General features: G+C 63.5%; 17 protein-coding genes. 11 read left to right on the top strand and 6 right to left on the bottom strand.

Annotation, left to right across the window (positions count from 1 at the left end; genetic code table 11):
* Both HK108_RS09570 and HK108_RS09565 read right to left on the bottom strand, forming a co-directional pair.
* Complete coding sequence (locus tag HK108_RS09570; protein WP_181271336.1) at nucleotides 1-909, bottom strand: SDR family NAD(P)-dependent oxidoreductase; 909 nt, start codon at nucleotides 907-909, stop codon at nucleotides 1-3.
* A gap of 89 nt (nucleotides 910-998) precedes the next feature.
* Nucleotides 999-2,189 (bottom strand): mandelate racemase/muconate lactonizing enzyme family protein, encoded by a 1,191-nt coding sequence (locus HK108_RS09565; RefSeq protein ID WP_181271335.1) that lies wholly within the window; start codon nucleotides 2,187-2,189, stop codon nucleotides 999-1,001.
* 184 nt (nucleotides 2,190-2,373) lie between these two features.
* Here HK108_RS09565 and HK108_RS09560 point away from each other — a divergent pair, with 184 nt between their 5' ends.
* From HK108_RS09560 to HK108_RS09535, 6 genes are all read left to right on the top strand, one after another.
* Nucleotides 2,374-3,840 carry a sugar porter family MFS transporter gene (locus tag HK108_RS09560; protein WP_181271334.1) on the top strand — a complete coding sequence of 489 codons (1,467 nt, stop codon included), beginning with the start codon at nucleotides 2,374-2,376 and terminating at the stop codon, nucleotides 3,838-3,840.
* Complete coding sequence (locus HK108_RS09555) at nucleotides 3,840-4,658, top strand: fumarylacetoacetate hydrolase family protein (protein WP_181271333.1); 819 nt, start codon at nucleotides 3,840-3,842, stop codon at nucleotides 4,656-4,658. The genes HK108_RS09560 and HK108_RS09555 overlap by 1 nt, the downstream gene beginning before the upstream one ends.
* 183 nt (nucleotides 4,659-4,841) lie before the next feature.
* On the top strand, nucleotides 4,842-5,636 hold the full coding sequence (locus HK108_RS09550; RefSeq protein ID WP_219922298.1) for an IclR family transcriptional regulator: 795 nt from the start codon (nucleotides 4,842-4,844) through the stop codon (nucleotides 5,634-5,636).
* Nucleotides 5,637-5,862: 226 nt separating this feature from the next.
* Nucleotides 5,863-7,263, top strand: a complete 1,401-nt coding sequence (locus HK108_RS09545) for an MFS transporter (RefSeq protein ID WP_181271332.1) — start codon at nucleotides 5,863-5,865, stop codon at nucleotides 7,261-7,263.
* Between the two features lie 110 nt (nucleotides 7,264-7,373).
* Nucleotides 7,374-8,594 (top strand): L-talarate/galactarate dehydratase, encoded by a 1,221-nt coding sequence (locus HK108_RS09540; protein ID WP_181271331.1) that lies wholly within the window; start codon nucleotides 7,374-7,376, stop codon nucleotides 8,592-8,594.
* A 192-nt stretch (nucleotides 8,595-8,786) separates the two neighbouring features.
* Nucleotides 8,787-9,530 (top strand): DUF1345 domain-containing protein, encoded by a 744-nt coding sequence (locus HK108_RS09535; RefSeq protein ID WP_229664051.1) that lies wholly within the window; start codon nucleotides 8,787-8,789, stop codon nucleotides 9,528-9,530.
* 156 nt (nucleotides 9,531-9,686) lie between these two features.
* Here HK108_RS09535 and HK108_RS09530 read toward each other — a convergent pair whose 3' ends face one another.
* The gene (locus HK108_RS09530; RefSeq protein ID WP_181271330.1) at nucleotides 9,687-11,144 is read right to left on the bottom strand and encodes a lipase family protein; all 1,458 of its coding nucleotides are present in this window, start codon (nucleotides 11,142-11,144) and stop codon (nucleotides 9,687-9,689) included.
* Between the two features lie 375 nt (nucleotides 11,145-11,519).
* Nucleotides 11,520-12,248, bottom strand: a complete 729-nt coding sequence (locus HK108_RS09525; protein WP_181271329.1) for a sulfite exporter TauE/SafE family protein — start codon at nucleotides 12,246-12,248, stop codon at nucleotides 11,520-11,522.
* Between the two features lie 311 nt (nucleotides 12,249-12,559).
* Here HK108_RS09525 and HK108_RS09520 point away from each other — a divergent pair, with 311 nt between their 5' ends.
* Entirely contained in the window at nucleotides 12,560-13,912 is a 1,353-nt protein-coding gene (locus HK108_RS09520; protein WP_181271328.1) for an Nramp family divalent metal transporter, read from the top strand.
* 128 nt (nucleotides 13,913-14,040) lie between these two features.
* Complete coding sequence (locus HK108_RS09515; RefSeq protein ID WP_181271327.1) at nucleotides 14,041-15,207, top strand: sialidase family protein; 1,167 nt, start codon at nucleotides 14,041-14,043, stop codon at nucleotides 15,205-15,207.
* Nucleotides 15,208-15,238: 31 nt separating this feature from the next.
* Here HK108_RS09515 and HK108_RS09510 read toward each other — a convergent pair whose 3' ends face one another.
* Both HK108_RS09510 and pdxA read right to left on the bottom strand, forming a co-directional pair.
* Nucleotides 15,239-16,024, bottom strand: a complete 786-nt coding sequence (locus HK108_RS09510; protein ID WP_181271326.1) for a DeoR/GlpR family DNA-binding transcription regulator — start codon at nucleotides 16,022-16,024, stop codon at nucleotides 15,239-15,241.
* A 166-nt stretch (nucleotides 16,025-16,190) separates the two neighbouring features.
* Complete coding sequence (gene pdxA / locus HK108_RS09505; RefSeq protein ID WP_181271325.1) at nucleotides 16,191-18,707, bottom strand: 4-hydroxythreonine-4-phosphate dehydrogenase PdxA; 2,517 nt, start codon at nucleotides 18,705-18,707, stop codon at nucleotides 16,191-16,193.
* 140 nt (nucleotides 18,708-18,847) lie between these two features.
* On the opposite strand from pdxA, the gene HK108_RS09500 reads away from it, so the two are divergent.
* The 3 genes from HK108_RS09500 (at nucleotide 18,848) to HK108_RS09490 (ending at nucleotide 22,194) form a co-directional block, all read left to right on the top strand.
* Nucleotides 18,848-19,828, top strand: coding sequence for an aldo/keto reductase (locus tag HK108_RS09500; RefSeq protein ID WP_219922297.1), 981 nt, complete (start codon nucleotides 18,848-18,850; stop codon nucleotides 19,826-19,828).
* 104 nt (nucleotides 19,829-19,932) lie between these two features.
* Nucleotides 19,933-20,826, top strand: coding sequence for a dihydrodipicolinate synthase family protein (locus HK108_RS09495; RefSeq protein WP_181271324.1), 894 nt, complete (start codon nucleotides 19,933-19,935; stop codon nucleotides 20,824-20,826).
* Between the two features lie 144 nt (nucleotides 20,827-20,970).
* Nucleotides 20,971-22,194, top strand: coding sequence for an ATP-binding protein (locus HK108_RS09490; protein ID WP_181271323.1), 1,224 nt, complete (start codon nucleotides 20,971-20,973; stop codon nucleotides 22,192-22,194).
* Nucleotides 22,195-22,225: the final 31 nt, after the last annotated feature.

Raw genomic sequence — 22,225 nt, 5'->3', positions numbered from 1 at the left:
TCAAGGGCGGAGCGTGGCGGGTATTTCGGTGAGGGTGGTCGGCCCAGCCGGTGCGTGTGGCTCGACTTGTGGAGCTCTGGCCTGAGCAGCGAGTCCGCCATCGACGTTGAAGATCTGTCCTGTGACATACGCCGAGGCGGGTCCTGCGAGGTAGAGGACGGAGTTCGCGACGTCAAAAGGATTTCCCTGACGCCCGAGAGGGATCTGCGTATCCTGTCGGCCCCCGGTTCCCCAATCGACGGCTTCATCGGTGACGAGGATCGATCCGGGCCGTACGGCATTCACACGAATGCCCCACGGGGCGAGGTCCACGGCCGCGGCTCGGGTGAAGGATTCCATCGCACCTTTGACCGAGTCGTATGGCACATGTTCTCGGTGCGCTCGAGCCGCGCCGTGCGAACTGATGTTGACGATGGAGCCTGTCTGCTCGGCATGTGCGAGGGCACGGGCGAATCGCTGGCACGCTCCGAAGAACATCGTTGTATTGGCGGCGAAGAATCGCTCCCAGTTGTTCGGGTCGATCGTCAGGAAAGGGCCGAAGCAGTTCTCGTCGATGCGAGCATAGGCGTTGTTGACGAGAACATCGACGACGCCGAACCGGTCTTCGGCTTGTGCGAAGGCGGAGTCGATTCCCTCCGTCGCAGTGAGATCGGCGGCGATCGCAAGGCTCGGTATGCCGAGGCTGGTGAGGTGATCCGCGGCAGCATCAGCCGCGGCAGCATCGATGTCGACGATGACGACTGAGGCTCCGGCGGCGCCGAGCCGGTCGGCGATTGCGCGGCCGATGTTCCGTGCGGAACCGGTGACGAGTGCGACCCGTCCCTGCAGAGGCGCCTCGATCCCTGGCGTCGTTTCCTGCCGGGGTGGCGCGGGGTCTGCCGCCGACTCCGATTCTCCGCTGTTGATCATGCGCCTTTGCCTCCTATGACGAGATGTGTTGCTCCTCCATCATGACACTGAGTCCTATTCAGTGCAACTGGATCGCATTAAATAGGAATTTACTTGGATGCAACGTGAGTGAATAGACCTTCGACCCGGTGGAATCTTGCCCACTCGGCGTCGACCTCCACGCCGAGACCTGGTCCTGAGGGGATTGCTACGGTGCCGTTTGCGGGCAGGATTGGTTCGGCGAGCACCCCTTCGCGCAGCGGGTTGAGTCCGCGGTCGAATTCAAAGAACTGCGGAGTCCCTCCGAATTCGCCGAACGGCAGGTCGGGCAGCGTCGACAGAAGCTGCAGGCAGGCGGCCTGAGCGACGCCCGTGCCCCAGCAGTGGGGAGAGACGCGCCGATTGAACGTGTAGGCGAGCTGACTGATCAGCTTCGCCTCCGTCAGTCCGCCGCACTTCGCCGCATCGGGCTGGATGATGTCAAAATGCCCATTGGCGATGGGCTCTCGGAACCCGAATCGACCATAGAGCGCCTCGCCGCCGGCGAGCGGCACGCCGAGTTCGCGGACGCGTTCCCAGCCGTCATGCTGATACGGCGGCAGGGGCTCCTCGACCCAGCGCGGATCGAGATCGAGCAGGCCGCGCAGTGAGCGCATCACGGAGTCAACGGTCCCATTCGCGTTGTAGTCGACCATGAGTTCGCCGTGGGGGCCGAGTTCGGCCAGAGCGGCTTCGGCTCGTTGGCGATCGGCGACCGGATCGATGCCGATCTTGATCTTCGCCGCCTGGAATCCTTCCGCAGCGGCCGACGCCAGCTGTGCTCGGAAGTCATCGATATCGGCATTCTCGGTGACGTAGCCGATCGAGGCGTAGGCAGGAACTTCGGTGCGGATCACTCCTCCGAGCAGGTGGCCGATGGGCACGCCGAGGGTTCGTGCCTGAGCGTCCCACAGGGCGATGTCGATTCCGGAGAGCGCGGCAATGTGGCTGCCGCCGATGCTCAGGTGGTAGTTCTCTGCGATGATCCGCTGTGCAAAGTTCTCACGAATGTCGATCGGCTGACCGACGAGTGCCCTGGAGAACGCCTCGAGTGCCGGCGCGACGAAGCGCGGAGGGCCGAAACTCTCGCCCCAGCCGACGAAGCCCTCGCTGGTAGTGATCTTGACGAGTGTGCCGATCCGGGCGGGAATGCGTCCCTTCGCTGTGCCGTAGGGGGACTCCAAGATGTGCTCGAGGGGAAAGGTCTCGACTTCAGAGACTGTCGGGCGTTGGGGGCCAAGCTGTGCGGGCAGTGATGACATGAGGAAATCCTCTCTTCGTGTCCTATTCGTTAGGAGCAGGTGCGTTCATTGAGAAAAAGTGTTGCGCTGGCCATTAGCCTACGCTACGGTGAAGCACACCACATTCTCAATGCTTTAAAGTGAATCCTACTTAATGAGATTGATGTCCGCTGAGGGGTGTCATTCTTCCTGAAAGGAACCAGCAATGCAGAAAACTGCCGGCATCGCCGCGGGCAGAGCGGCGGCCGCCGTCCGAGCTCCGCGACCGTTCCTCATCTACTTCTTCGGTGCCCTGGGCGGCATCCTCTTCGGCTACGAGACGGGCATCATCGCAGGAGCCCTGTCCTACATCTACGAGACTCCCGGGTTCGAGCAGACTGCCTTCACCACGGGAATGATCGTCGGTGGCATCTCTCTCGGAGCTGTCTTCGGCGCGGTCGCAGCCGGACGCCTCTCCGATCGGATAGGACGTCGCAAGGTCATTCTCATCCTCGGCGTCATCTTCATCGTCGGCTCCCTTGTCTGCGCGGCAGTGCCGAACAATGGAACACTCATCGCGGGGCGGATCTTCCTCGGCCTCGGCGTCGGCGGCTCTTCTGCCCTCGTCCCTGTCTATCTTTCTGAAATGGCGCCGGCGAAGACACGTGGTCGCCTGGCCGGACTCAACCAACTGATGATCGTCACCGGTCTGCTGCTCGGCTACTGCGTGAACTTCCTGCTCGCTGACTCAGGGAACTGGCGTCTGATGCTTGCCTCAGGTGCTCTCCCGGCGATTCTGCTCGTCGTGGGGCTGCCCTTTCTCCCGGAGTCGCCTCGGTGGCTCTTCGCGCATGGGCGTCGCGATGAAGCGGCAGCTCTGCTGCGCGCGACGCGTTCCGAGGCCGAGTCGAAAACGGATCTCACTGCGATGGAGAATGTCGATCGCAAGCCGTCGAAGCGTGAGCTTCTCGCTCCGTGGGTCCGACCGGCGATCATCGTCGGAGTGGGCATCCCGATCCTCTGCCAGGCCACAGGGCTGAATATGGTCACCTACTACGCTCCGACGATCTTCGAGAGCCTCAGCCTGCCACACGAGAATGCCCTCATCTTCACGATGATCCTCGGCACGGTGAAGGTCATCTCCGTGATCATCGGGCTGCAGTTCATCGACCGAGTCGGGCGGAAGACTCTTCTCGTCGGAGGCAGCGCATGTATGGCCGTCTCAATGGCATGGATGGCATTTGAGGCGAGCAAGAGCGCGGAGATCAACCCGCTGTCGATGCTTCTCGCGATGTCCGTCATGTTCGTCAGCTACTCTCTGACCTGGGGTCCGGTGAACTGGGTTGTGCTCGGAGAGATCTTCCCGCTGCGCATTCGCGGGGCCGCAATGGGTATGGCTTCGATGGTGACATGGTTCGCGACACTGGCGATCACCTTCGGATTCCCGCTGATGCGTGACGGCCTCGGGCTCGCGCAGACGATGGTCGTCTTCGTCGTATGCAACATCATCGGCTTCCTTTTCTGCCTGTTCTTTGTCCGTGAGACGAAGGGCAAGTCACTTGAGGAGATTGAAGAGGACCTCGTCGTCCCATACGAAGCCAGAACCGGATCGACAGTTGACCGCGCTCTGGTTGCGGACGAGGCTGGAGACTCCTCCGGCGGCAGCCGAGCAGCCACGGTGAAAGGCGTCTGATGCGACTGGGAACAGTCATGATCGACGGCCGACGACGACTTGCCGAATGTGACGGACGGCAGTGGCGTATCGCGGGACACGAGAAGGCGAGCGTGCTCGACGTGATCGCGGGCGCTGAAGTGACGTTCGACGGAGGCGAGGTCCGAATCGAAGACGCCGAGGTGACCACGCCATTTATGCCTCCGACGATCTTCGGAATCGGGTTGAACTTCAGAGACACTGTCATTGACATGGGGTGGGAGACACCGAGCACTCCTTATCTCTTCCCGAAGCTTTCATCAAGCGTGACCGGTCCGAGGGATCCGATCGTCGTCGACGAGAACATTACGAAGCGTGCCGATTGGGAAGCTGAACTTGCCGTAATTATAGGCAGGACCTGTCGGTCGGTGTCGGCGGACGCGGCTCACGAAGTGGTCTTCGGGTACGCGCCGGCCAATGACATCTCCGCCCGTGACCTCCAGGAGCAGGATGGTCAGTGGGTCCGTGGCAAAGGATTGGACACATTCTGCCCCCTCGGGTCCATCGTCACTGCGGACGAAGCCCCTGATGTCGACGGCGTGCGGATCCGAACTTGGGTGAATGACGAAATCGTGCAGGATGGAACGACGGCTGACATGATCTTCGGCATCCCGCAGCTCATAGAGTATCTGTCGACGTGGTTCACTCTGCGCCCGGGCGATGTCATCCTCACCGGGACTCCGGCGGGATGCGGTGACTTTCGATCGCCTCGGCGGTCATTGCGTCCCGGGGATGTGGTGAACGTTGATATTGAAGGTGTCGGCGAACTCAGCAATCCGGTGGTCTCGCCGTTGCGGTGACTGCATGACAACGTCCGCACGGCAGCTGTGAAGCGCGGCAGGCACGTCGACTGCACGCTGAAAGCGGCAAACGCGGACATGCTGACTGCGGATCATTCGACCGGCTTACGCGCTGTCAGCGGTGGGCGAGGCGTGTAGTCTCAGTGGGAGTGAAAATGTTCCATCCAGTGAGGAGTGCCCCAATTGACGACCCAGGACGACGCCGAGGTTCCGGTGCTCGCCGCCAATGCGGGAGCGCTCGATCGAGGGCTTGCGATTCTCACCTACGTCTCCTCTGTGCGCTCATGTACGGTAGCTGATCTTGCGGCGGCTCTTGACCTCACGCGGAGCACGACCTATCGTCTCGTTGACAAATTGCGCGAGCAGGGGTGGCTCGGCGCAGATGGCCCTTCGGGTCGTGTCTCGCTAGGACCGGCGGCGGCTCGGGTCGGTGCCGCGGCCACGGGGTCGAGCCTGCTCAAAGATGTGGCCGTGCCGGCGCTGCGCGAGTTGTTGCGGTCGACGCAGGAAACCGTCAGTCTGGCGATTCCGCACGATGACGTCATGGTCTTCATCCACCGTGAGCAGGGCCCCAGGCCGGTCGCTGTGTCTGCGCAACTGGGATCGTCGCGTCCTATGCACACCACATCCGTCGGGCGCGCCTACTTGTCAGCGTTGCCAGAGGACGAGCGTGAGGCGATGATCCAACGACTCATGGACTCCCCCCAGTCGACGCTGACCAGTCGCACACTGGGACGACTGCGCGACGAGATCGAGCGAACGCGGGAGCGGGGCTGGTCGCAGGACGAGCGGGAATTCGATTACTCGAGTGCCTGCTGCGGGGCGGCGATCTATGACGCTGCTGGATATCCGGTGGCGGCGATCAGTGTCGCCGGTGTAGCAGAGAGGATGGAGGGCATCCTCGGACAGATGGGGCCTCAGGTCCGTCATGCCGCCGAGGTGATCACGTTGACCACAGGCGGAACGCTCCCACAGTAGGTTCTGTCCCAGGTTCCCGACGCTCTCCTCAGCCGCTTCCTCGGCTGGGGAGAGCGTCTGTGTTTCTGCCTTCATTTTGCTGTTCTGCCGGCGAAAAATGTGACCGCTTGCACGGTTGAGCGGCTCACGCTATGCTTCATTCGTCTCATTTACGGCACGTAATTCCGAATGAATGGGAATCGAATCGATCAACACCTCTCTGGACAATGAAGTTGAGGAGCCACCGATGTCAAAGTCAGACACATCACTGCCGGTTCAGCCGAGCAAAAAGCAGATCGCCCGAGCGGTGCTTGCCTCCACTGTCGGAACCACCGTCGAATGGTACGATTTCATCCTCTTCGGGACAGCCTCTGCGCTGGTATTTAATGTTCTCTTCTTCCCAGATTTCGACCCTCTGGTAGGAACGGTCGCTGCGTTCGGAGCGAACGCGGTGGGATTCCTCATTCGGCCTCTCGGTGGCTTCGTCTTCGGCGCGCTTGGGGATCGCTTCGGTCGCCGTTCGATTCTTATTTTCACGCTGGTCATGATGGGACTGGCGACAGCATGCATGGGACTGCTTCCCACTTATGAGGACATCGGAATTCTCGCCCCTCTCCTCCTCGTGTTCCTGCGGCTGGTACAGGGACTTGGCGCAGGGGCAGAATTCGCCGGAGCCGTCATCATGGTGGCCGAATTCGCACCCCCGAAGCACCGTACGCTGTTGACGAGCCTGCCAGGATGGGGGAACGCAGTCGGGCTTGTGCTCGGCACTGGAATCTTCTCGCTTCTGAGTGCCGTCCTCACAGAGGATCAGCTGCTCAGCTGGGGATGGCGAATCCCCTTCCTCTTGGGGGTCATCGGCATTGCAGTGGGGCTGTGGGTCCGCCTGGGCGTGATGGAGTCACCGGATTTCATCGCAATGCGCAAGAGCGGCGAAGCGAAGAAGCGTCAGCCTCTCAAAGATGTGTTCTCGAAGCACCCCAAGAACTTCCTCACATCGATGGCGGCCGTGGTGGCTGAAAACGGAACCAGCTATCTCGTCAAGACCTTCATCATCACGTACATTGCCTCATTCCTCTTTCTTGACAAGAGCATCGGGCTCAACGCAATCCTTGTTGCGTCACTTATCAGCCTCGCGTCGACTCCGGTGTTCGGATACCTCGGCGACCGTTTCGGAGTGAAACGCGTCTATGGAACGGCTACGATCTTCATCTTCGTATTCGCTTTCCCGTTCTTCTGGCTCATCGGCACCGGGACAACCGTACTCATCTACGTTGCGATCATCATCATGTACAACTTTGGAATCCGCGCGCTGGGCGCGAATCAGGGAGCGCTTCTATCGGGACTGTTTCCTACGAAGGTCCGATACAGCGGTGTGGCTTCGTCGAGGGAGCTCGCCGCGGCTCTCTCAGGTGGTCTGTCTCCAGTCATAGGTACTGCGCTGCTGGCGTGGACGGGGCACTACTGGCCGGTCGCTGTCTACATCATGATTCTGTGTCTCATCACTTTTGCCGCGACGCGGTACGGCTCGAAGAGCCTTGAAGGAGACGAGTTCAATGACCGCGATGAGGTGGAAGGCTTCGAATCTGAGTCTACCGATGAGCACGAACCGACAACGCCTATTGAGAATCCACGGTCGACGATCTGACACCGGTCAGCCGAGGGCTGCCTCGCAGTCGTAACTTCGCTGTGAGCCAGTGACACCGAGTCCACTTGGCCTCCAACCCCGATTTCAGCAAAAAACAGAAGGAGAAAACCATGACAGCATCGTTCCTCGATCTGACGAGCGCAACGGAGACCAGTTCGGTGAATGAAAGCCATTTCGCCGCTCTCAGGAGAGGTGAAGCGAGCACAGACAGCATCAGTTCGGTCAAACTCTCGTTGGTCAGCCTGCCGCTCGCCGCGCCGATCAGTGATGCGAAAGTCCTCACCGGACGGCAGAAGCCATTGCTCGACATCGCCTTTCTGTTCGCTGAGATCCGAACCGAAGCGGGTTTTGAAGGCGTCGGCTACAGCTATTCGAAGCGCGCCGGCGGACCCGGACAGTATGTGCACGCCAAGGAGATCGCGGAGGAACTTCTCGGAGAGGATCCCAATGATATTCAGCGGCTGTGGACGAAGCTTGTGTGGGCGGGTGCTTCCGTGGGACGCAGCGGGCTGTCGACACAGGCCGTTGCTGCGATCGACATCGCGCTGTGGGATCTCAAAGCGAAACGCGCCGGACTTCCGCTCGCCAAGCTCCTTGGGGCGCATCGAGACTCGGTGCAGTGTTACAACACTTCCGGGGGATATCTGTCGATGTCGATCGATGAAGTTCTCGACAACACTCGAGCTTCGGTCGAGCGCGGAATCGGTGGCATCAAGATCAAAGTGGGGCAGCCTGATACCAAGATCGATCTCAAGCGTGTCCAGGCGATCAGGGAAGCTCTTGGCGACGAGTTTCCCATGATGGTCGACGCCAACCAGCAGTGGAATCGAAGCACTGCGATCCGAATGGGGCGGGCGCTGGAAGACTATGGGCTGACATGGATCGAGGAACCGCTTGACGCATACGATTCCGAAGGGCACGCTGACCTGGCGCGGGAGCTTGCAACACCGATCGCCACGGGCGAGATGCTCACCAGCGTTGCCGAGCACTGGGACCTCATTCGAAATCGTTCGGTTGATTTCATGCAGCCGGATGCCCCTCGTGTCGGCGGCATCACACCGTTCCTGAAGATCATGTCTCTGGGAGAACAGGCGCGGATTCGAATGGCCCCGCACTTTGCCATGGAGATCCACCTGCACCTGGCTGCCGCCTATGAGATCGATCCTTGGGTCGAGCATTTCGAGTGGCTGGAACCGCTATTCAACGAGAAGCTCGAGATCTCCGGTGGACGGATGATCGTTCCCAACCGCCCAGGACTGGGGTTCAGCCTGAGCGAACAGGCTCGCGAATGGGCACTCGAGACTGAAACGTTCGGCGAAGCGCAGGACTGATGGTCAGTTGTCACAACATAGTCGCTGTATTGCGGCTTCGCCGAGTATGAGAGTTCGGAAGTCAGCCGTCTGACTGAGCGGCACCTGCTTGTCGAGGAAGCGCGCACTCGCCAATATCGGCGAGTGCGCGCTTCCCTCTCGACTAGGCTGAATTCGAACAGCCGCCGAGTCGAACGAACCGGAGCCGGGCCGATGAGACCCACGCACAGTCAGATGCTCACCCTCTCCGACGACTCGCGCGCAAATATCGCGGGAGTCCCTGCGCTCATCGTCAGCGGCATCCTCGTGTTCGGATTCGACTTCGACCCACTGGGTTCTGGCCCGAGCATGGCTGCATCGCTGGCCCTGCCGCACGAGGTCATCAACCTCTTCCTCGTCTTCTGGCCGCTCTTCGCGCTGACCTATCTGCTGTGGACCCACGCGGGACTGAGAGACCTCGACGAGACCGAGCTCATCGTCCATTCCCGGTGGTCAGTGGCGAACCGCCGACGGTGGTGGTCGCGGTGGTTCGGGATGGGCGGAGCAGTGTCCTGGGCGACCATGGCTGCCTACCTCGCATTCATCTTCAACATCTTCCTCGTCACCTCTGGCTCGAGCGCCAGCATCGGTATCTCTGCAGCGCTCGGCATCGCGAATGTCATCGCCTCGTGGGCGGTGCTCGTGTATTCGTTCGCACTCGAGTTCATGCGTCTAGACCTCAGTGGCGGCGGCAGCCCGGGGGAGCGGCAACTCGAATTCGAGATGGAAGGCCCACGCGAGTTCGGCGACTACCTGACCTTCTCCGTGCTGTCGTCGACGATGACGGCCGCGCTCCCCGGCCGTGCGGTGTCGCGGAAAGCCTGGCGATTGGTGCGTACGAACGTCATCGTCGCTTTTGCCTTCAATTCCGTCGTCGTCGCGACCCTCGTCTCGATGATCCTCTCATACGTCATGTGACCGTCACCGGCACAGCCCAACCCTGTGAATATCGCCGAGGCGGCCCACTCCGTTCGGGGTGGACCGCCTCGGTGAGGACGGAACCCTCAACCGGGCGGGCCACCTCGGTGAGGACAGAATCCTCAACCGGGTGGGCCGCCTCGGTGAGGTGGGAGGTCACAGCCTCCAGCAGCTGTCGAGCGGAGCCTTGCCTGCGAACGTGCGGGTGGTGAAGGTCTCGATGCGCGGCAACGCGGCGACGTAGCCGCCGACATGCGTGGGCCCGAGGTTGTCCTCGAACGCCACCTTGTGGCCGGCTCGGCACCACGTCGAGGCGAGTTCCTTGCCCTGATCGAACGAGATGACGTCGTCGAGGCGGCTGTGATTGACCAGCAGCGGAACATCCGGCACCTCGGACTTGCCCAACCGCTGCCGGTCAACGATGTCCGTGAAGTTCTCGTCGATGATGTCGGTGAATGACTCGCCGTTCTTCGTCAGCGACTTGCCATCCGTGAAGGCTGTCGAGAGCAGGGCTTCGACGGTGCACTTGTCCGCTGTTTCGGCCACCATCTTCTGCCCCTTCTCGTTGAGGAAGTCGCTTGTATCGATGTCGGCCTGCTCGGCGAACCCGACGACACCGTAGAGCGCGAATGCCGTGTAGACGCTCGAGAGCCCGGACACCGTCTTGTGCAGATCGACGGGCACTGCGCCGGCCGAAGCCGAGGCGATGTTGAGCTCGGGTGCCCACTCCTTCTGGAGTTCCAGGGCAGCCGTCGTGGCATGACCGCCCTGCGAGTAGCCGCGCAGCTGGAGTTTGGTGTCCTCATCGATCTCGCTGCCATCGACCTGCTGGACGGCACGTGCCGCATCGAGGACCGACCGACCCTCTTCGACGCGATCGACGAAGTGGTGAGTGCCCTCGGTGCCGAGGCCCATGTAGTCGACGACGACGACAGGATGCTTCGCGGCCAGGGCCGAGGCGACGGAGATCCCCTCGTACTCGGTTCCCATGCCCAGCTGACGGCTGGGAGCGCACTTGTCGGCGATGCCCTGAGTGCCCGGCGAGATGACGACGGCATCGTCGGCATGGCCGCTCGCGCCGTTCGGAGTGAGCAGGGTGGCGGTCGCGGCTCGGGCCTGGCCCTTCTCATCAGTGGTCTTGTACATGAAGACCGTCGACTTCGCGTCATGCTTGATGAGTTTCACCGGGTCGAGGTAGAACTCCGAGTCGGCCTGCTTGAGCACTGTTCCGTCCTCGCTCGGCAGCGAGTCCGGGGTCTCATAGAAATCTCCGGGGACTCCTGATGCCGGCAGGTCTTCCTGCGCGGCTGCGTATTCGACGTCGGCGGGCGTGAGCTCGTCGGTCTTCTCGACGGCTTTCTTCGCCTGTTCGACGCTGATACCCTCGGGGACTGATTCGCGGTCGAGTGTGCTCGGATCCTCTGCCGCACGGTCATCGAGGAACTGTTCGGCCTCGGCATCGGTCTGCGGAACGAGTTCGGCGGCGTGGGCCGGCGCGGTGGTCGTGCACAACGTGAGTGCGAGGCCGACGACGGCTGCGGCGCTCAGAGCCTGGAGGCGACGACGGGGCCTGTACGAGGAGGTGGTCGGCAGTGCTGTAGTTGGCGTGCTCATAGGCGGTGGTCCTGTTCTGCCATGTCTCTCGGCATTGAGAAGGTGCGGGACAGTAGTGTCGGTGCAGATCGCGGTGGAGTGCACCGTGACGGTGAGATCAGTGTGGTGACGGGGTGCCGTCGGCCAGAGTGTTCACCGTTGGACGCCCTGATTGTGACGGGCACCACACACATTACTTGATAGTAGAACTGAGTGGTAGTTAAGTGACAGATTCGGTCTGGTGCCGAGCGTCTGGCGTCGGTGGGTCGGCGCATCCTGCGGGTGGATCCGCCCTGATTTCCATGCAGGTTTCGAGGTGGATCCACCCGCAGGAGACACGACGGCGGCCGTCGGGCGGGATGCCGTCTCGTCAGATCGCGACTAGTGGTCGCCGGTTCAGGCGAGATGAGAGCGAACGACTTCGGCGATGACGAGGATCGCGCCGACGATCGAAGAGCCGACAGCGAGGCGGTAGAGGAGCCTGCGGTCGGCGCGTCGGATGACGAAGTTCGACAGCCACAGTCCGATGAGCATGAATGGCAGCAGGAACGCCGCCGCGATGAGGTGCCTGGTGCCGACCTCGCCGCCGATGGTCAGTCCCGCCAGAGACAGGATGCTGCCGAGGGTGAAGTAGGCGCTCATCGTCGAGCGCATCGACGACGGATCGAGCGAGCGCATGATGAGGCTGATCGGGGGCCCGCCGATGCTCGTGGCCGTGCCGAAGATCCCCGAGACCGACGATGCGAAGAACATATTGCGGTGCGAGGCCGCCGGTGACCAGCCGACCAGGCTGAATGCAGCGCCGGCGAGGACTGTGATCGCGAGCATCAGGGACAGGCCGGAGTCCGGCAGCAGCACTACGGCGGCGGTGCCGATCGCGATTCCGGGCAGCCGTCCGAGAGCGCCCCAGCCGACGAGCTTCCAATCGACGTCCTGACGCTCACGGGCGAATGCCGTGAATGAGGTGAGGGTGGCCAGCAGCAGAAGGGCGGACGGCAGCAGGTCGGGGCGCAGGAGCGCGAGCACCGGTGCGGTGATCATGCCGAGGCCGAATCCGATGGAGCCCTGCAGGCAGGCTGAACCCAGCACCACGATCCCGATGATCAGGTACTGGATGATCTCCATCGATTCCTCATTCCTCCGCTGTGGGCGCCACGGTCAGACATCTGCGGGCCTCCGGTCAGACGGCACTCGCCGCTCACAACAATGGCCGTGCGGCGCAGACTGCGCGTTTTGAGCACCTATTCTATGCGCAAACCGAACAACTCACCATCTTCTTCGCGAAAACACTTGCGCACAACACGCATGAATGGGCTAGTCTTTACGAAGATCGCGCACGATGATGACGCGCCTCCACCGCTGCATCAATCGCCGGGCGATCACCCAGTTGTCCATCTACACATGGGAGTGCAGCCATGGCCGCCGACGTCCATAGCGTGAAACGCAGCTCTGTCTCTTCGATGCCCGCGCAGAATCCGCTGCCGCGCGGTCTCGGCCTCGTCACCTCGGTCGGGCCCGGTCTCGTGCTGGCCATGTCCTTCCTGGGCACCGGCGACCTCGTCAGCTCCTCTGTCTCGGGTGCCTCCTACGGGTATGCGCTGCTGTGGACGCTCATCCTCTCGCTCGTCGCCCGCACGTTCATCATCTCGTCCATCGCGAAGTACACGCTGATGAACAAGCACGGAGACACGCAGATCCTCGACGGATTCGCCCGCCTGTCGCCGGTGCTGCCGGGGATCATGGCCGCGGTCGTCCTCATCGCCGGCTTCATCACCCAGGCCACCTTCCTCCTCGCCGCTGCTGTCGGCCTCCACGAACTCACCGGCGGTGAGTGGGGCGGCTCTTGGGGCCGGTTCTTCTGCGCGATCATCATCGTCGCTCTCACCCTGTCGCTGGTCATGCTGCGCAAGCAGTTCGTCGTCCTCGAGTACTTCGCCCGTTTCGCCTCGGTCGCGATGATCATCGCCTTCGTCTACGCGCTCATCAAGATCGGCACCTTCGACATCGCCGGCTTCGTCCAGGGCATGGCCTTCGAAATCCCGAAGGAGCAGAACACCTCGGCATTCGCCCCCATCGTCATCGCCTCGGCGACCATCGGCACGATCGCCGGCAATATGCCCAACCTGCTCTATTCCGGGTTCATGCGCGACAAGGGCTGGGTCGGACCGAAGTACCGGAGGATTCAGCAGTTCGACCTCATCGCCGGCATGGCCCCGTTGCTCATCATCAACCTGCTGTTCTGGATCGTCGCCGCCGAATTCAGTGCCGCCCACCCCGGCTTCTCCATCGCCGACGAATTCGACCTCTCCCACATGCTCTCGGTCGCCGTCGGCCCGGTCGGTCCGTATCTGCTGTGGATGTGCATCTTCTTCGCCGCGATGACGAGCTTCCCGCCGCAGTCGCGCGGTTTCTCGCAGCTGGCCATCAACGGCATCAACCACACCGTGCCGTCGATGCGAAAGTTCCTCGGCCGCGACGAGGAGAACCCCGCCTTCCGGTGGATCCAGGCGATCGTCTTCATCGTCCTGCCCCTGGCCTCGACGATCCCCGGCGCCCCGGATCTCATCTCGCTCAACATCGTCGGCACCGCGATCTCCACCGTGCTCAGCCTCCCGATCATCGTCGTGTGCATCCTGCTGCTGACCTCGCGGAAGAAGCACATGCACTCCTACGCGGTCAATCGGAAATGGCAGACCGGACTGCTGCTTCTCCTCGGCATCATCGCCATCGTCGTCGGCGTCCAGATCGCCATGCAGATCCCCGCGATGTTCCAGACCGTGTTCGGATGATGAGTCCGGACCGTCGGTTCGGGGATTCCCTCGCCGAGGCGGCCCACGGCTGCCGTGCGAACGATCCCGCCGAGGCGACCCACTCTTACGTACCTTGATTTCACTGCCACGACATGGAGGAGACACCCATGACACTGCTGTCCCAGCCCGCACTCGAACGAGTTCCCGCACCGTCGGCTGACGGCCGGCTCCGCTTCTTCGAGGACGACGGTTCCGCGGCCGCGGTGATCCCGACCGATCGGCGCTCGAACCACGCGCCGTCGATCCTGTCCCTGCCCGGCGGCGGACTCCTGGCCGCCTGGTTCGGCGGCAGCGATGAGGGAAACAAGGACATCGACATCCTCGTCTCCCGATTCGACGTCGATACGGGACGGTGGACCGCCTCGGCGGCGGTGACCCACGATGAGATCCGATCTGATCAGAACCCCGGTCTCTTCGCCTCCCCCGACGGGACGATCTGGCTCGTCTATACTTCCCAGCTGTCGCGACAGTCCGGGGTCCCCGAGACCTTCAACCTCCAGCACACCTCCGTGGTCAAAGTGATCCGTTCGGCCGACGGAGTGAGCTGGAGCGAACCGGAGACGCTCTTCGACCGGGAGGGGACGTTCTGCCGGCAGCCCATCCAGGTCCTTGAGGACGGGACGTGGGTGCACACTCAGTGGCTGTGCCTCGACGACGATTCGAAAAACGGCTCCGACCAACCGGTCGTCCAGATCTCCACGGATCAGGGATCGATCTGGAGACAAGTCGAGTTCCCCGAGGCAGTCGGTCGGGTCCACCCGAACATCGTCGAGCTCGAACCGGGACGCCTCGTCAGCCTCTTCCGCTCACGCTTCGCCGACTGGGTCTACCTCAGCCGATCCGACGACGGAGGAGAGACCTGGTCGGTGCCCGAGGCCACCGAGGTGCCGAACAACAATGCCGGTATCAGCGCCTTCCGTCTGCCCTCGGGCATGCTCGCTCTCGTCTCGAACGAACACCAGGTCGCCACGGAACCCGGCGAGGTGGTCTGGCCGTACGAACGGATGCGGATCGTCATCGCAGTGTCGAACGATGAGGGCCGCACCTGGCCGGTGCGTCGAGTCATCGAGCCCGGTGACGGGTTCTCCGGTGACGGCAACCTACGCAGCAATCGCCGTCAGGAGTACCCGCACGGCATCGTCGATGCCGACGGGCTCATCCACGTCGTCTACGCCTACGGCTCCCGACGGGCGATCCGGCACGTCGTCTTCGACGAAGCGTGGATCTCCGGAGTCGAGGACCAGGTCCACACCGACTGCAAACTCTGGGGCTGAGCCCCCGGGGCTTCTATATGCTCGCGTGCCGTCAGTTCTGTACGGCATTGCCCATCTGGTCGACACGGACGACGGCGATTCCGCGCTCTTCGAACGGTGTGATCTGCGCCGGATCGGCCGAATCGTCGGTGACGAGCGTCCATCCGCTGCCGAGGTCGGCCCAGGCATGGAAGGGCCGCTGGCCGAGCTTCTCAGCGTGCGCGACGACGAAGACGTGGGTGGCGCGGCGGCTCATCAGTTCCTTGAGGCGGACCTGTTCGGGCAGGGCTTCGCACACACCGTCCTCAGCGGTGACGGCATCGGCACCGAGGAAGGCGAAGTCGAACGTGAACTTCTCCAGCCCCGCCTCGGTGATGGGGCCGATGAAGCCCTGGCTGACGGGACGATATCTGCCGCCGAGAAGGGTGAACTCGACCCCCTGGAGATCAGCCATCTGCTGCAGCGATGTCAACCCGGTCGACACGACCGACAGCGGGGACGTCTCGCGCAGTCCGCGCGCAACTTGCGCGGTTGTCGTGCCTGCGTCGAGGAGCACATGCGAGCCCGCCGGCACCTGCTTGGCACACCAGGAACCGATCGCGCGTTTGACCTCGGGGGCTTCGTGCGACCGTTCAGCCAGCGTGGTCTCCGCCTCGGTGGGCACAGCGAGGACACCGCCGTAGGTGCGGGCCAATTCGCCGGAATCGGTGAGCTTCGCCAGATCCCGGCGGATCGTCGACGCGGTGACTCCGAGCATCTCCGACAGAGTCTCGACACTCATCTCACCTTGGGTGCGCGCCAGCTGAAGGATCTCCTCGCGACGTTCGCCTGCGTTCATGTCTCTCCTGTCGGATTGCCGTTGATCGCCACTGTATCGCGGATTATCGCGCGAACCGCGCAGAACTCAGACAACGGTGACGCGCGGATCGCACTACCTCCTTGGCGCTGGCACGGTGTTCCGTTGTGCGGACCGCACCTCGCCTCGGCCGGATGACCTTCCGAGCTCAGACGACGGCGAGAGCCGCAGCCTGACGCATCGCCTCGCTCATCGACTCGGTGTCGACCTTGCCGGTGCCGGCGATGTCGAACGCGGTGCCGTGATCGACCGAGGTGCGGATGACCGGCAGGCCGACGGTGATGTTGACGCCGGCATCGATGCCGAGGACCTTGATCGGTCCATGGCCCTGATCGTGGTACATCGCGACGATGAGGTCGTAGTCGCCGCGCCCGGCGAGGAAGAAGGCGGTGTCGGCAGACAGGGGCCCGACGGCGTCGATGCCGTCGGCCCGCAGCTTCGTGATCGCCGGAGTGATCTTCTCCTCCTCTTCGCCGTAGCCGAAGAGCCCGTTCTCACCGGCGTGCGGGTTGATCGCGCACACCCCGATGTGCGGTCGTTCCAGTCCGGCCCGGACGAGTGCATCGTGGCCGCGGCGGACGGTGCGTTCAACGAGGCCGGGCTGGATCTTCGCCACGGCATCGATGAGTCCGATGTGGGTGGTCACGTGGATGACGCGCAGCTTGGGGGAGGAGAGCATCATCGAGACTTCCTCGGTGCCGGTGAGGGCAGCGAGCATCTCGGTGTGCCCGGGGTACTTGTGCCCGGCGGAGTGGAGGGCCTCCTTGTTGAGCGGCGCCGTGCAGATCGCCTGCACCTCACCGGACATGGCCAGCTGCGCGGCGCGTTCGATGTAGCGGAACGCGGCGTCTCCGGCGACGGGGGAGAGTTCGCCCCAGGGCAGGTCGGCCGGGAGGAGGGCGAGGTCGATGACGTTGATGACTCCGGGCACGTGTTCGGCCTCGGCGGGGGAGTCGACGCGGCGGATCTCGACCGCGGTGCCGAGCACCTGCGCGGCCTGTTCGAGTCGCGCGGCATCCCCGATGACGACGGGCGCGGCGACGGCGAGCACCGAGGGGTCGAGGCAGGCGGCGATGCAGATCTCGGGGCCGACGCCGGCCCCGTCGCCCATGGTCACTGCGACTGTGGGAAGCGCGTTCATTGACTCTCCTTCGTGGTTCGCGACGGTGGCCGCGGTGGTCGTGGTGGGCTCACCGGTGCTCAGAGCCGCGTGGATGAGGGTGAGGGAATCGGGTCCGCCCTGGCCGCCGGGCCGGGTGACGACGGAGGCGAGGTCGACGTCGTCGGCAATGCTCGCCGAGGCGGTTCCGACCGTGGACAGCACCGCCCCCGGGTGGATTTCGCGGATCGTTTCGATCCGGTGCACGCCGAGGCGGTCGAACACGGCTCGTGCCGTCTCGCCGCCGGCGGCTGCGAGGGCGATGGGACCGAATCCGGACAGTGCACGGGTGGTGAGTTCGGCGAGGAGCCCTGGCAGCGGCCGAGGGTCGACGGAGGCTCCCGTGTCGGTGAGTCGGACGACGAGGTGGGACTCGGCCAGCGCCGCGCGTACGCGTGCGGCGGAATCGTCGAGACTGTGCGGATCGTCGGCCCACGCGGCTACCTCTGTGGCGGGAAAGTCGAGCACACGAGTGTCCGAGTGGTCACGCAGGTGTGCGATCTGCGTCTCGATCCTCTCCGCTGCGGTGCCGAGCAGAGTGAGGACCCGTGTGGGCGTGCGCGGAAATGATGAGGGGTCGGGCCGTTCAGCTGCTGTGTCACCCGCATCGGCCAGGGCAGATGCGTCGCTTGGCGCAGTGAGTCCGGCTCGTCGACGCTCGGCCAAGGCGCGCGCGAGCGCGGAAGTGCCGACGAGGATGGCCGAGGTCGCCTCGGCGAGAGCGACGATACGGGTGAGATCCTCCATCGTCTCGGCGTCGGCGGTGATGAGGCGATCGCCGCCGACGCCGACATTCGAGACGTCGACACTGGCTTCCGAACTGGCAGGGGCGTCGCGGCTGTCAGCGGCGTCCGAACTGACAGCGGCGTCGCGGCTGTCAGCGTCGTCGAGCCTGTCAGCGTCGTCGAAGACGTCGGCAGCATTGGTGCCGGGCAGCGATCGCAGTTCGTCGAGGTCCAAATGGCGGGCGGGGACGGGGCACAGATCCGAAAGCAACTCCGGTGCGCTGCCGTCCTCGAGGCTCCAGGCGCGGGTGCTGCTCAGCCGAATTCCGTTGTCGAAGGGCACTCCGCCGATGACCGTGCGGCTCTGCTGCGGAAGCGCCGGAGCGAAGATCACGGGGCCGCTCGCGTGGCCGACGGCCGCAGCGAGCGCGGCGCGGATGTTGCCGCGCAGCAGGGAATCGACCTTGATGAGTGTGGCGCGGGACGAGCCGAAGTCGTGAAGCGCAGCCGAAGTGCGGGCGCCGGCCGACTCGGCCGGCAGATAACGGCAGTCGAGATCGACGACAAGGTCCCGGGGATCGGTGTGGGCCGCCTCGGCGAAGGGTCGATCGGATTCTGCGCCGGCGTTCGCCTCGGCGATGGCGTCATCTGAGCCGGTCGCGGACTCTGCACTCGACGGGGTGAGAACGATCGGGGTACCCGGATCGAGCGTGGCGGCGACCTCGGCGGCTCCGCTGAGATCGTCGGCGATGACCAGGACACCGGATTCGCCTGCTGACATGGCACTCCTTTGCGTCCGGTCCGACTGAACACCCTCTACACTGACATGTGTGCGCGAAATGCGCAAGTCGTTGCACGATCCACGCACAAATGGGAAGATCAGTGTATTGACGATCTGCCCCACTCAACGAGGAGACTCCCTTGACCACAGACTCGACCATCACGCTCGACGGAGTCTCCGTCCCCCTGTCCCGGCTGGTGCTCGGCACGATGACCTTCGGCGACACGGTGACCGAAGCGGCAGCGCACGAGGTCTTCGAAGCGGCCGTTGCGGCCGGGATCACCGGCATCGACACCGCCAACGGATATGCGAAGTCGACGACCGAGAGCCTGATCTCGCCGCTGGTGAAGAAGCACCGCGACCGGATCGTGCTCGCGACGAAGGCAGGAATGCCCCACGCCGACGCCGGCGAGCATTCGCCACTGTCCGCAGCCGGCCTGCGCGCGAGCGTCGAAGGATCGCTGCGACGCCTCGACGTCGAATCGATCGACCTCTTCTATCTCCACCAGCCCGACCGTGCGGCCTCGCTCGACGAGACGCTCGAGACCATCGCCGCCCTGCGCGCCGAAGGCAAGATCACCGCGCTGGGCATCTCGAACTTCGCCGCCTGGCAGGCAGTCGACGTCATCGCCGCCGCCGAGCGCGCGGGCGCTCCAAGCCCCGTCGTGGCGCAGAACGTCTACAGCGTCCTGGCCCGCCGGATCGAGGACGAATGGCTCGAATGCGGACAGTCCCACGGCATCGCAACGATGGCCTACAACCCGCTGGCCGGGGGCCTGCTCGCCCGCCGCCCGTCGACCGACGGAACGGGGGACCGTTTCTCGGGATCCGTGCTGGCAGAGATGTACTCGCAGCGCTACCTCTCCGACTCCGTCCTCGCCTCGGTCGAGGCCTTTGCCGCCGTCGCCGACGATTCCGGGATCCCGCAGGCCGAGCTCGCCCTGCGCTGGGTCGCCGAGGCACCCGGAATCTCCGCCCTGCTGCTCGGAGCCAGCCGCGTCTCCCAGCTCGAGGGCAATATCGCCGCGATCGCCAAAGGCCCGCTGCCGGCCGATGTGCTCACCGCCGTCGATGACGCCACCGCCGCAATCCGCGGTTCCCAGCCGAAGTACAACCGCTGACTCACGAATCAAGAGCTGTCGGCAGAGCTGCCGGCCCGCATCCGTCTCCACCGATCTCGCAACCCTGCACAGGCTCGGCTGCACCAACCGTTCGAAGGGAAATCATGTCATCCATCTCAGGAATCCTCGCCGCTATCGCCACCCCGTTCGACGGGGATGAGAACCTCGTCGAGGTGGCCCTGCGAGCCCATGTCCGCCGTCAGCTCGACGCCGGCATCCACGGCATCTTCGCCCTCGGCACCAACGGTGAGTTCTACGCCCAGTCCGCCGATGAACGCGCCGAGGCCGCGCGGATCGTCATCGACGAGGTGGCCGGCGCCGTCCCCGTTGTCATCGGTGCCGGAGCCGCAACGACCCGGGAGACCATCGCGATCGCCGCCGATGCCGCTGCGGCCGGTGCCGACGCGCTGTCGATCATCACCCCGTACTTCGCGGCCGCCTCGCAGGTCGAGATCGAGAATCACTTCCGGGCCGTGGCCGACTCCGTCGACGTTCCGGTCATCGTCTACAACATTCCCGCACGCACCGGCAATGTCGTGGCACCGGCGACGCTCGAAAAGCTCGCAGCCGTGGACAACATCACCGCAGTCAAGGACTCGAGCGGGAACTTCGACACAATCCTGCAGTACCTCGAGCGCACCGATCGCGAGACCTTCGACGTCATCTCCGGCAATGACTCCCTCATCCTCTGGACCCTGCTGGCAGGAGGTGCCGGTGGGATCAGCGGCATCGCGAACATCTACCCGCAGACGATGGCCTCGATCTACGACCTGTTCGTCGCCGGCGACACCGATGCTGCGCGCACTGCACAGGACAGCATCCGCCCGATCCGCAACTGTCTCGCGCTCGGCAACCCGAACACCGTCGTCAAGGCAGCTGCGAACGAACGCGGATTCGGCCTCGGCCCGGCCCGGGCGCCGTTCAACGCGCTCTCGGATGAAGCGAAGAAGCAGGTCGCTGCGACAGTGGCCGCGGACGTGGAGCGCGGCTTGGCCTGAGACAGGCTGACCTGATCCGCCCGTTCCGTGGCGATTACAACCGCCAGAATCCTTCACTCAACAAATTGTGGCGATTATAATCGCCACCATGGGTCAGATCGACCTGTGCGGCGATTGTGATCGCCACAGTGAGGGGGTAGTGCGATGTCTATCGTCGACAGGCCGAAGTATCTCGAGAAGCTCGAATCGTTCATCGACGCTCCGGTCGTCAAAGTGCTCACCGGATTGCGCCGGTCCGGCAAATCGCGGCTCCTCGACCTCGTCGTCGAGCGGCTGATCGCGCGTGGCATCGACCCCGAACGCATCGTGCATCTCAACTTCGATTCCCTCGAACATGCGTCGTTGGCATCGGCTCAAGCGCTCAATGCGCACCTCAAGGATGTGCTCCCGAGCGAGGGCCGCACCTACGTCCTCCTCGATGAGATCCAAGAAGTCACCGAGTGGGAGCGCCTGGTCAATTCGCTTCTTGCCGAGGGGAGGACTGATCTCTACATCACTGGGTCGAACTCGCGACTGCTGTCCGGCGAACTCGCGACCTACATCGCCGGGCGGTACGTGACGATCGAAGTATGGCCACTGTCCTTCCGCGAATACCTGTCGTTCCGAGAGGCATTCGCCGCTGACGACACGGCGGGCACAGATGCCGAGTTCACACGCTATCTGCGCCTCGGCGGATTCCCCGGTGTGCACATGCTGCCGCTCGACGAAATCGACGCCCGCTCGATGATCATGGACATCTACAGGTCCACGCTCGTCCGGGATGTGCTCGCGAGGAATCGGATCCGTGACGCTGATATGTTCGAACGCGTCGCCGCATTCGCGATCGACAATGTCGGCAATCCGTTCTCCGCTCGAGGTGTCGCCGACTTCATGAAGTCTCAGCGCCGGTCGATCGGCCATGAGACCGTGCTCAACTATCTGACGGCACTGTCCGAAGCCTTCGTGATCGCACGAGTTCCTCGGTTCGATCTGCACGGCAGGGCCATCCTCGCGACAGATGAGAAGCACTTCGTCGGCGATCATGGCATCGTCAATGCCCTGTTCGGCTACTCGGACCAGCGTCTGCCGGGAGTGCTGGAGAACATCGTTTGGATGGAGCTGCGTCGACGCGGCTACGAGGTCACCATCGGTCGGATCGGAACAGCCGAAGTCGATTTTGTGGCTCAGCGTGCCGACGAGGTCGTCTACATCCAGGTGGCCACGACGATCGCGACTGAGGATACCCGCCACCGAGAACATCGGCCGCTCGAAGCGATTGCGGACAACCATCCGAAATACCTGCTGACACTCGACCCGCTTGTCGGAGGAAACGTGAATGGAATCAAACATCGCAGACTCCCTGAGTTCCTGCTCGCCAACGAAATCTGAATCAGCGCTTGGACGCGCCGGAGTCGACAGC

This window comes from Brevibacterium sediminis (assembly GCF_013623905.1).
Lineage (GTDB): Bacteria > Actinomycetota > Actinomycetes > Actinomycetales > Brevibacteriaceae > Brevibacterium > Brevibacterium sediminis.
This window is presented reverse-complemented; position numbering and strand designations above follow the sequence as displayed.

Excerpts from the sequence above, each read along its gene's own strand:
- HK108_RS09570 (WP_181271336.1), bottom strand. The coding sequence starts at position 909 with ATGATCAACAGCGGAGAATCGGAGTCGGCGGCAGACCCCGCGCCACCC.
- HK108_RS09565 (WP_181271335.1), bottom strand. The coding sequence starts at position 2,189 with ATGTCATCACTGCCCGCACAGCTTGGCCCCCAACGCCCGACAGTCTCT.
- HK108_RS09560 (WP_181271334.1), top strand. The coding sequence starts at position 2,374 with ATGCAGAAAACTGCCGGCATCGCCGCGGGCAGAGCGGCGGCCGCCGTC.
- HK108_RS09555 (WP_181271333.1), top strand. The coding sequence starts at position 3,840 with ATGCGACTGGGAACAGTCATGATCGACGGCCGACGACGACTTGCCGAA.
- HK108_RS09545 (WP_181271332.1), top strand. The coding sequence starts at position 5,863 with ATGTCAAAGTCAGACACATCACTGCCGGTTCAGCCGAGCAAAAAGCAG.
- HK108_RS09540 (WP_181271331.1), top strand. The coding sequence starts at position 7,374 with ATGACAGCATCGTTCCTCGATCTGACGAGCGCAACGGAGACCAGTTCG.
- HK108_RS09535 (WP_229664051.1), top strand. The coding sequence starts at position 8,787 with ATGAGACCCACGCACAGTCAGATGCTCACCCTCTCCGACGACTCGCGC.
- HK108_RS09530 (WP_181271330.1), bottom strand. The coding sequence starts at position 11,144 with ATGAGCACGCCAACTACAGCACTGCCGACCACCTCCTCGTACAGGCCC.
- HK108_RS09525 (WP_181271329.1), bottom strand. The coding sequence starts at position 12,248 with ATGGAGATCATCCAGTACCTGATCATCGGGATCGTGGTGCTGGGTTCA.
- HK108_RS09515 (WP_181271327.1), top strand. The coding sequence starts at position 14,041 with ATGACACTGCTGTCCCAGCCCGCACTCGAACGAGTTCCCGCACCGTCG.
- HK108_RS09510 (WP_181271326.1), bottom strand. The coding sequence starts at position 16,024 with ATGAACGCAGGCGAACGTCGCGAGGAGATCCTTCAGCTGGCGCGCACC.
- pdxA (WP_181271325.1), bottom strand. The coding sequence starts at position 18,707 with ATGTCAGCAGGCGAATCCGGTGTCCTGGTCATCGCCGACGATCTCAGC.
- HK108_RS09495 (WP_181271324.1), top strand. The coding sequence starts at position 19,933 with ATGTCATCCATCTCAGGAATCCTCGCCGCTATCGCCACCCCGTTCGAC.
- HK108_RS09490 (WP_181271323.1), top strand. The coding sequence starts at position 20,971 with ATGTCTATCGTCGACAGGCCGAAGTATCTCGAGAAGCTCGAATCGTTC.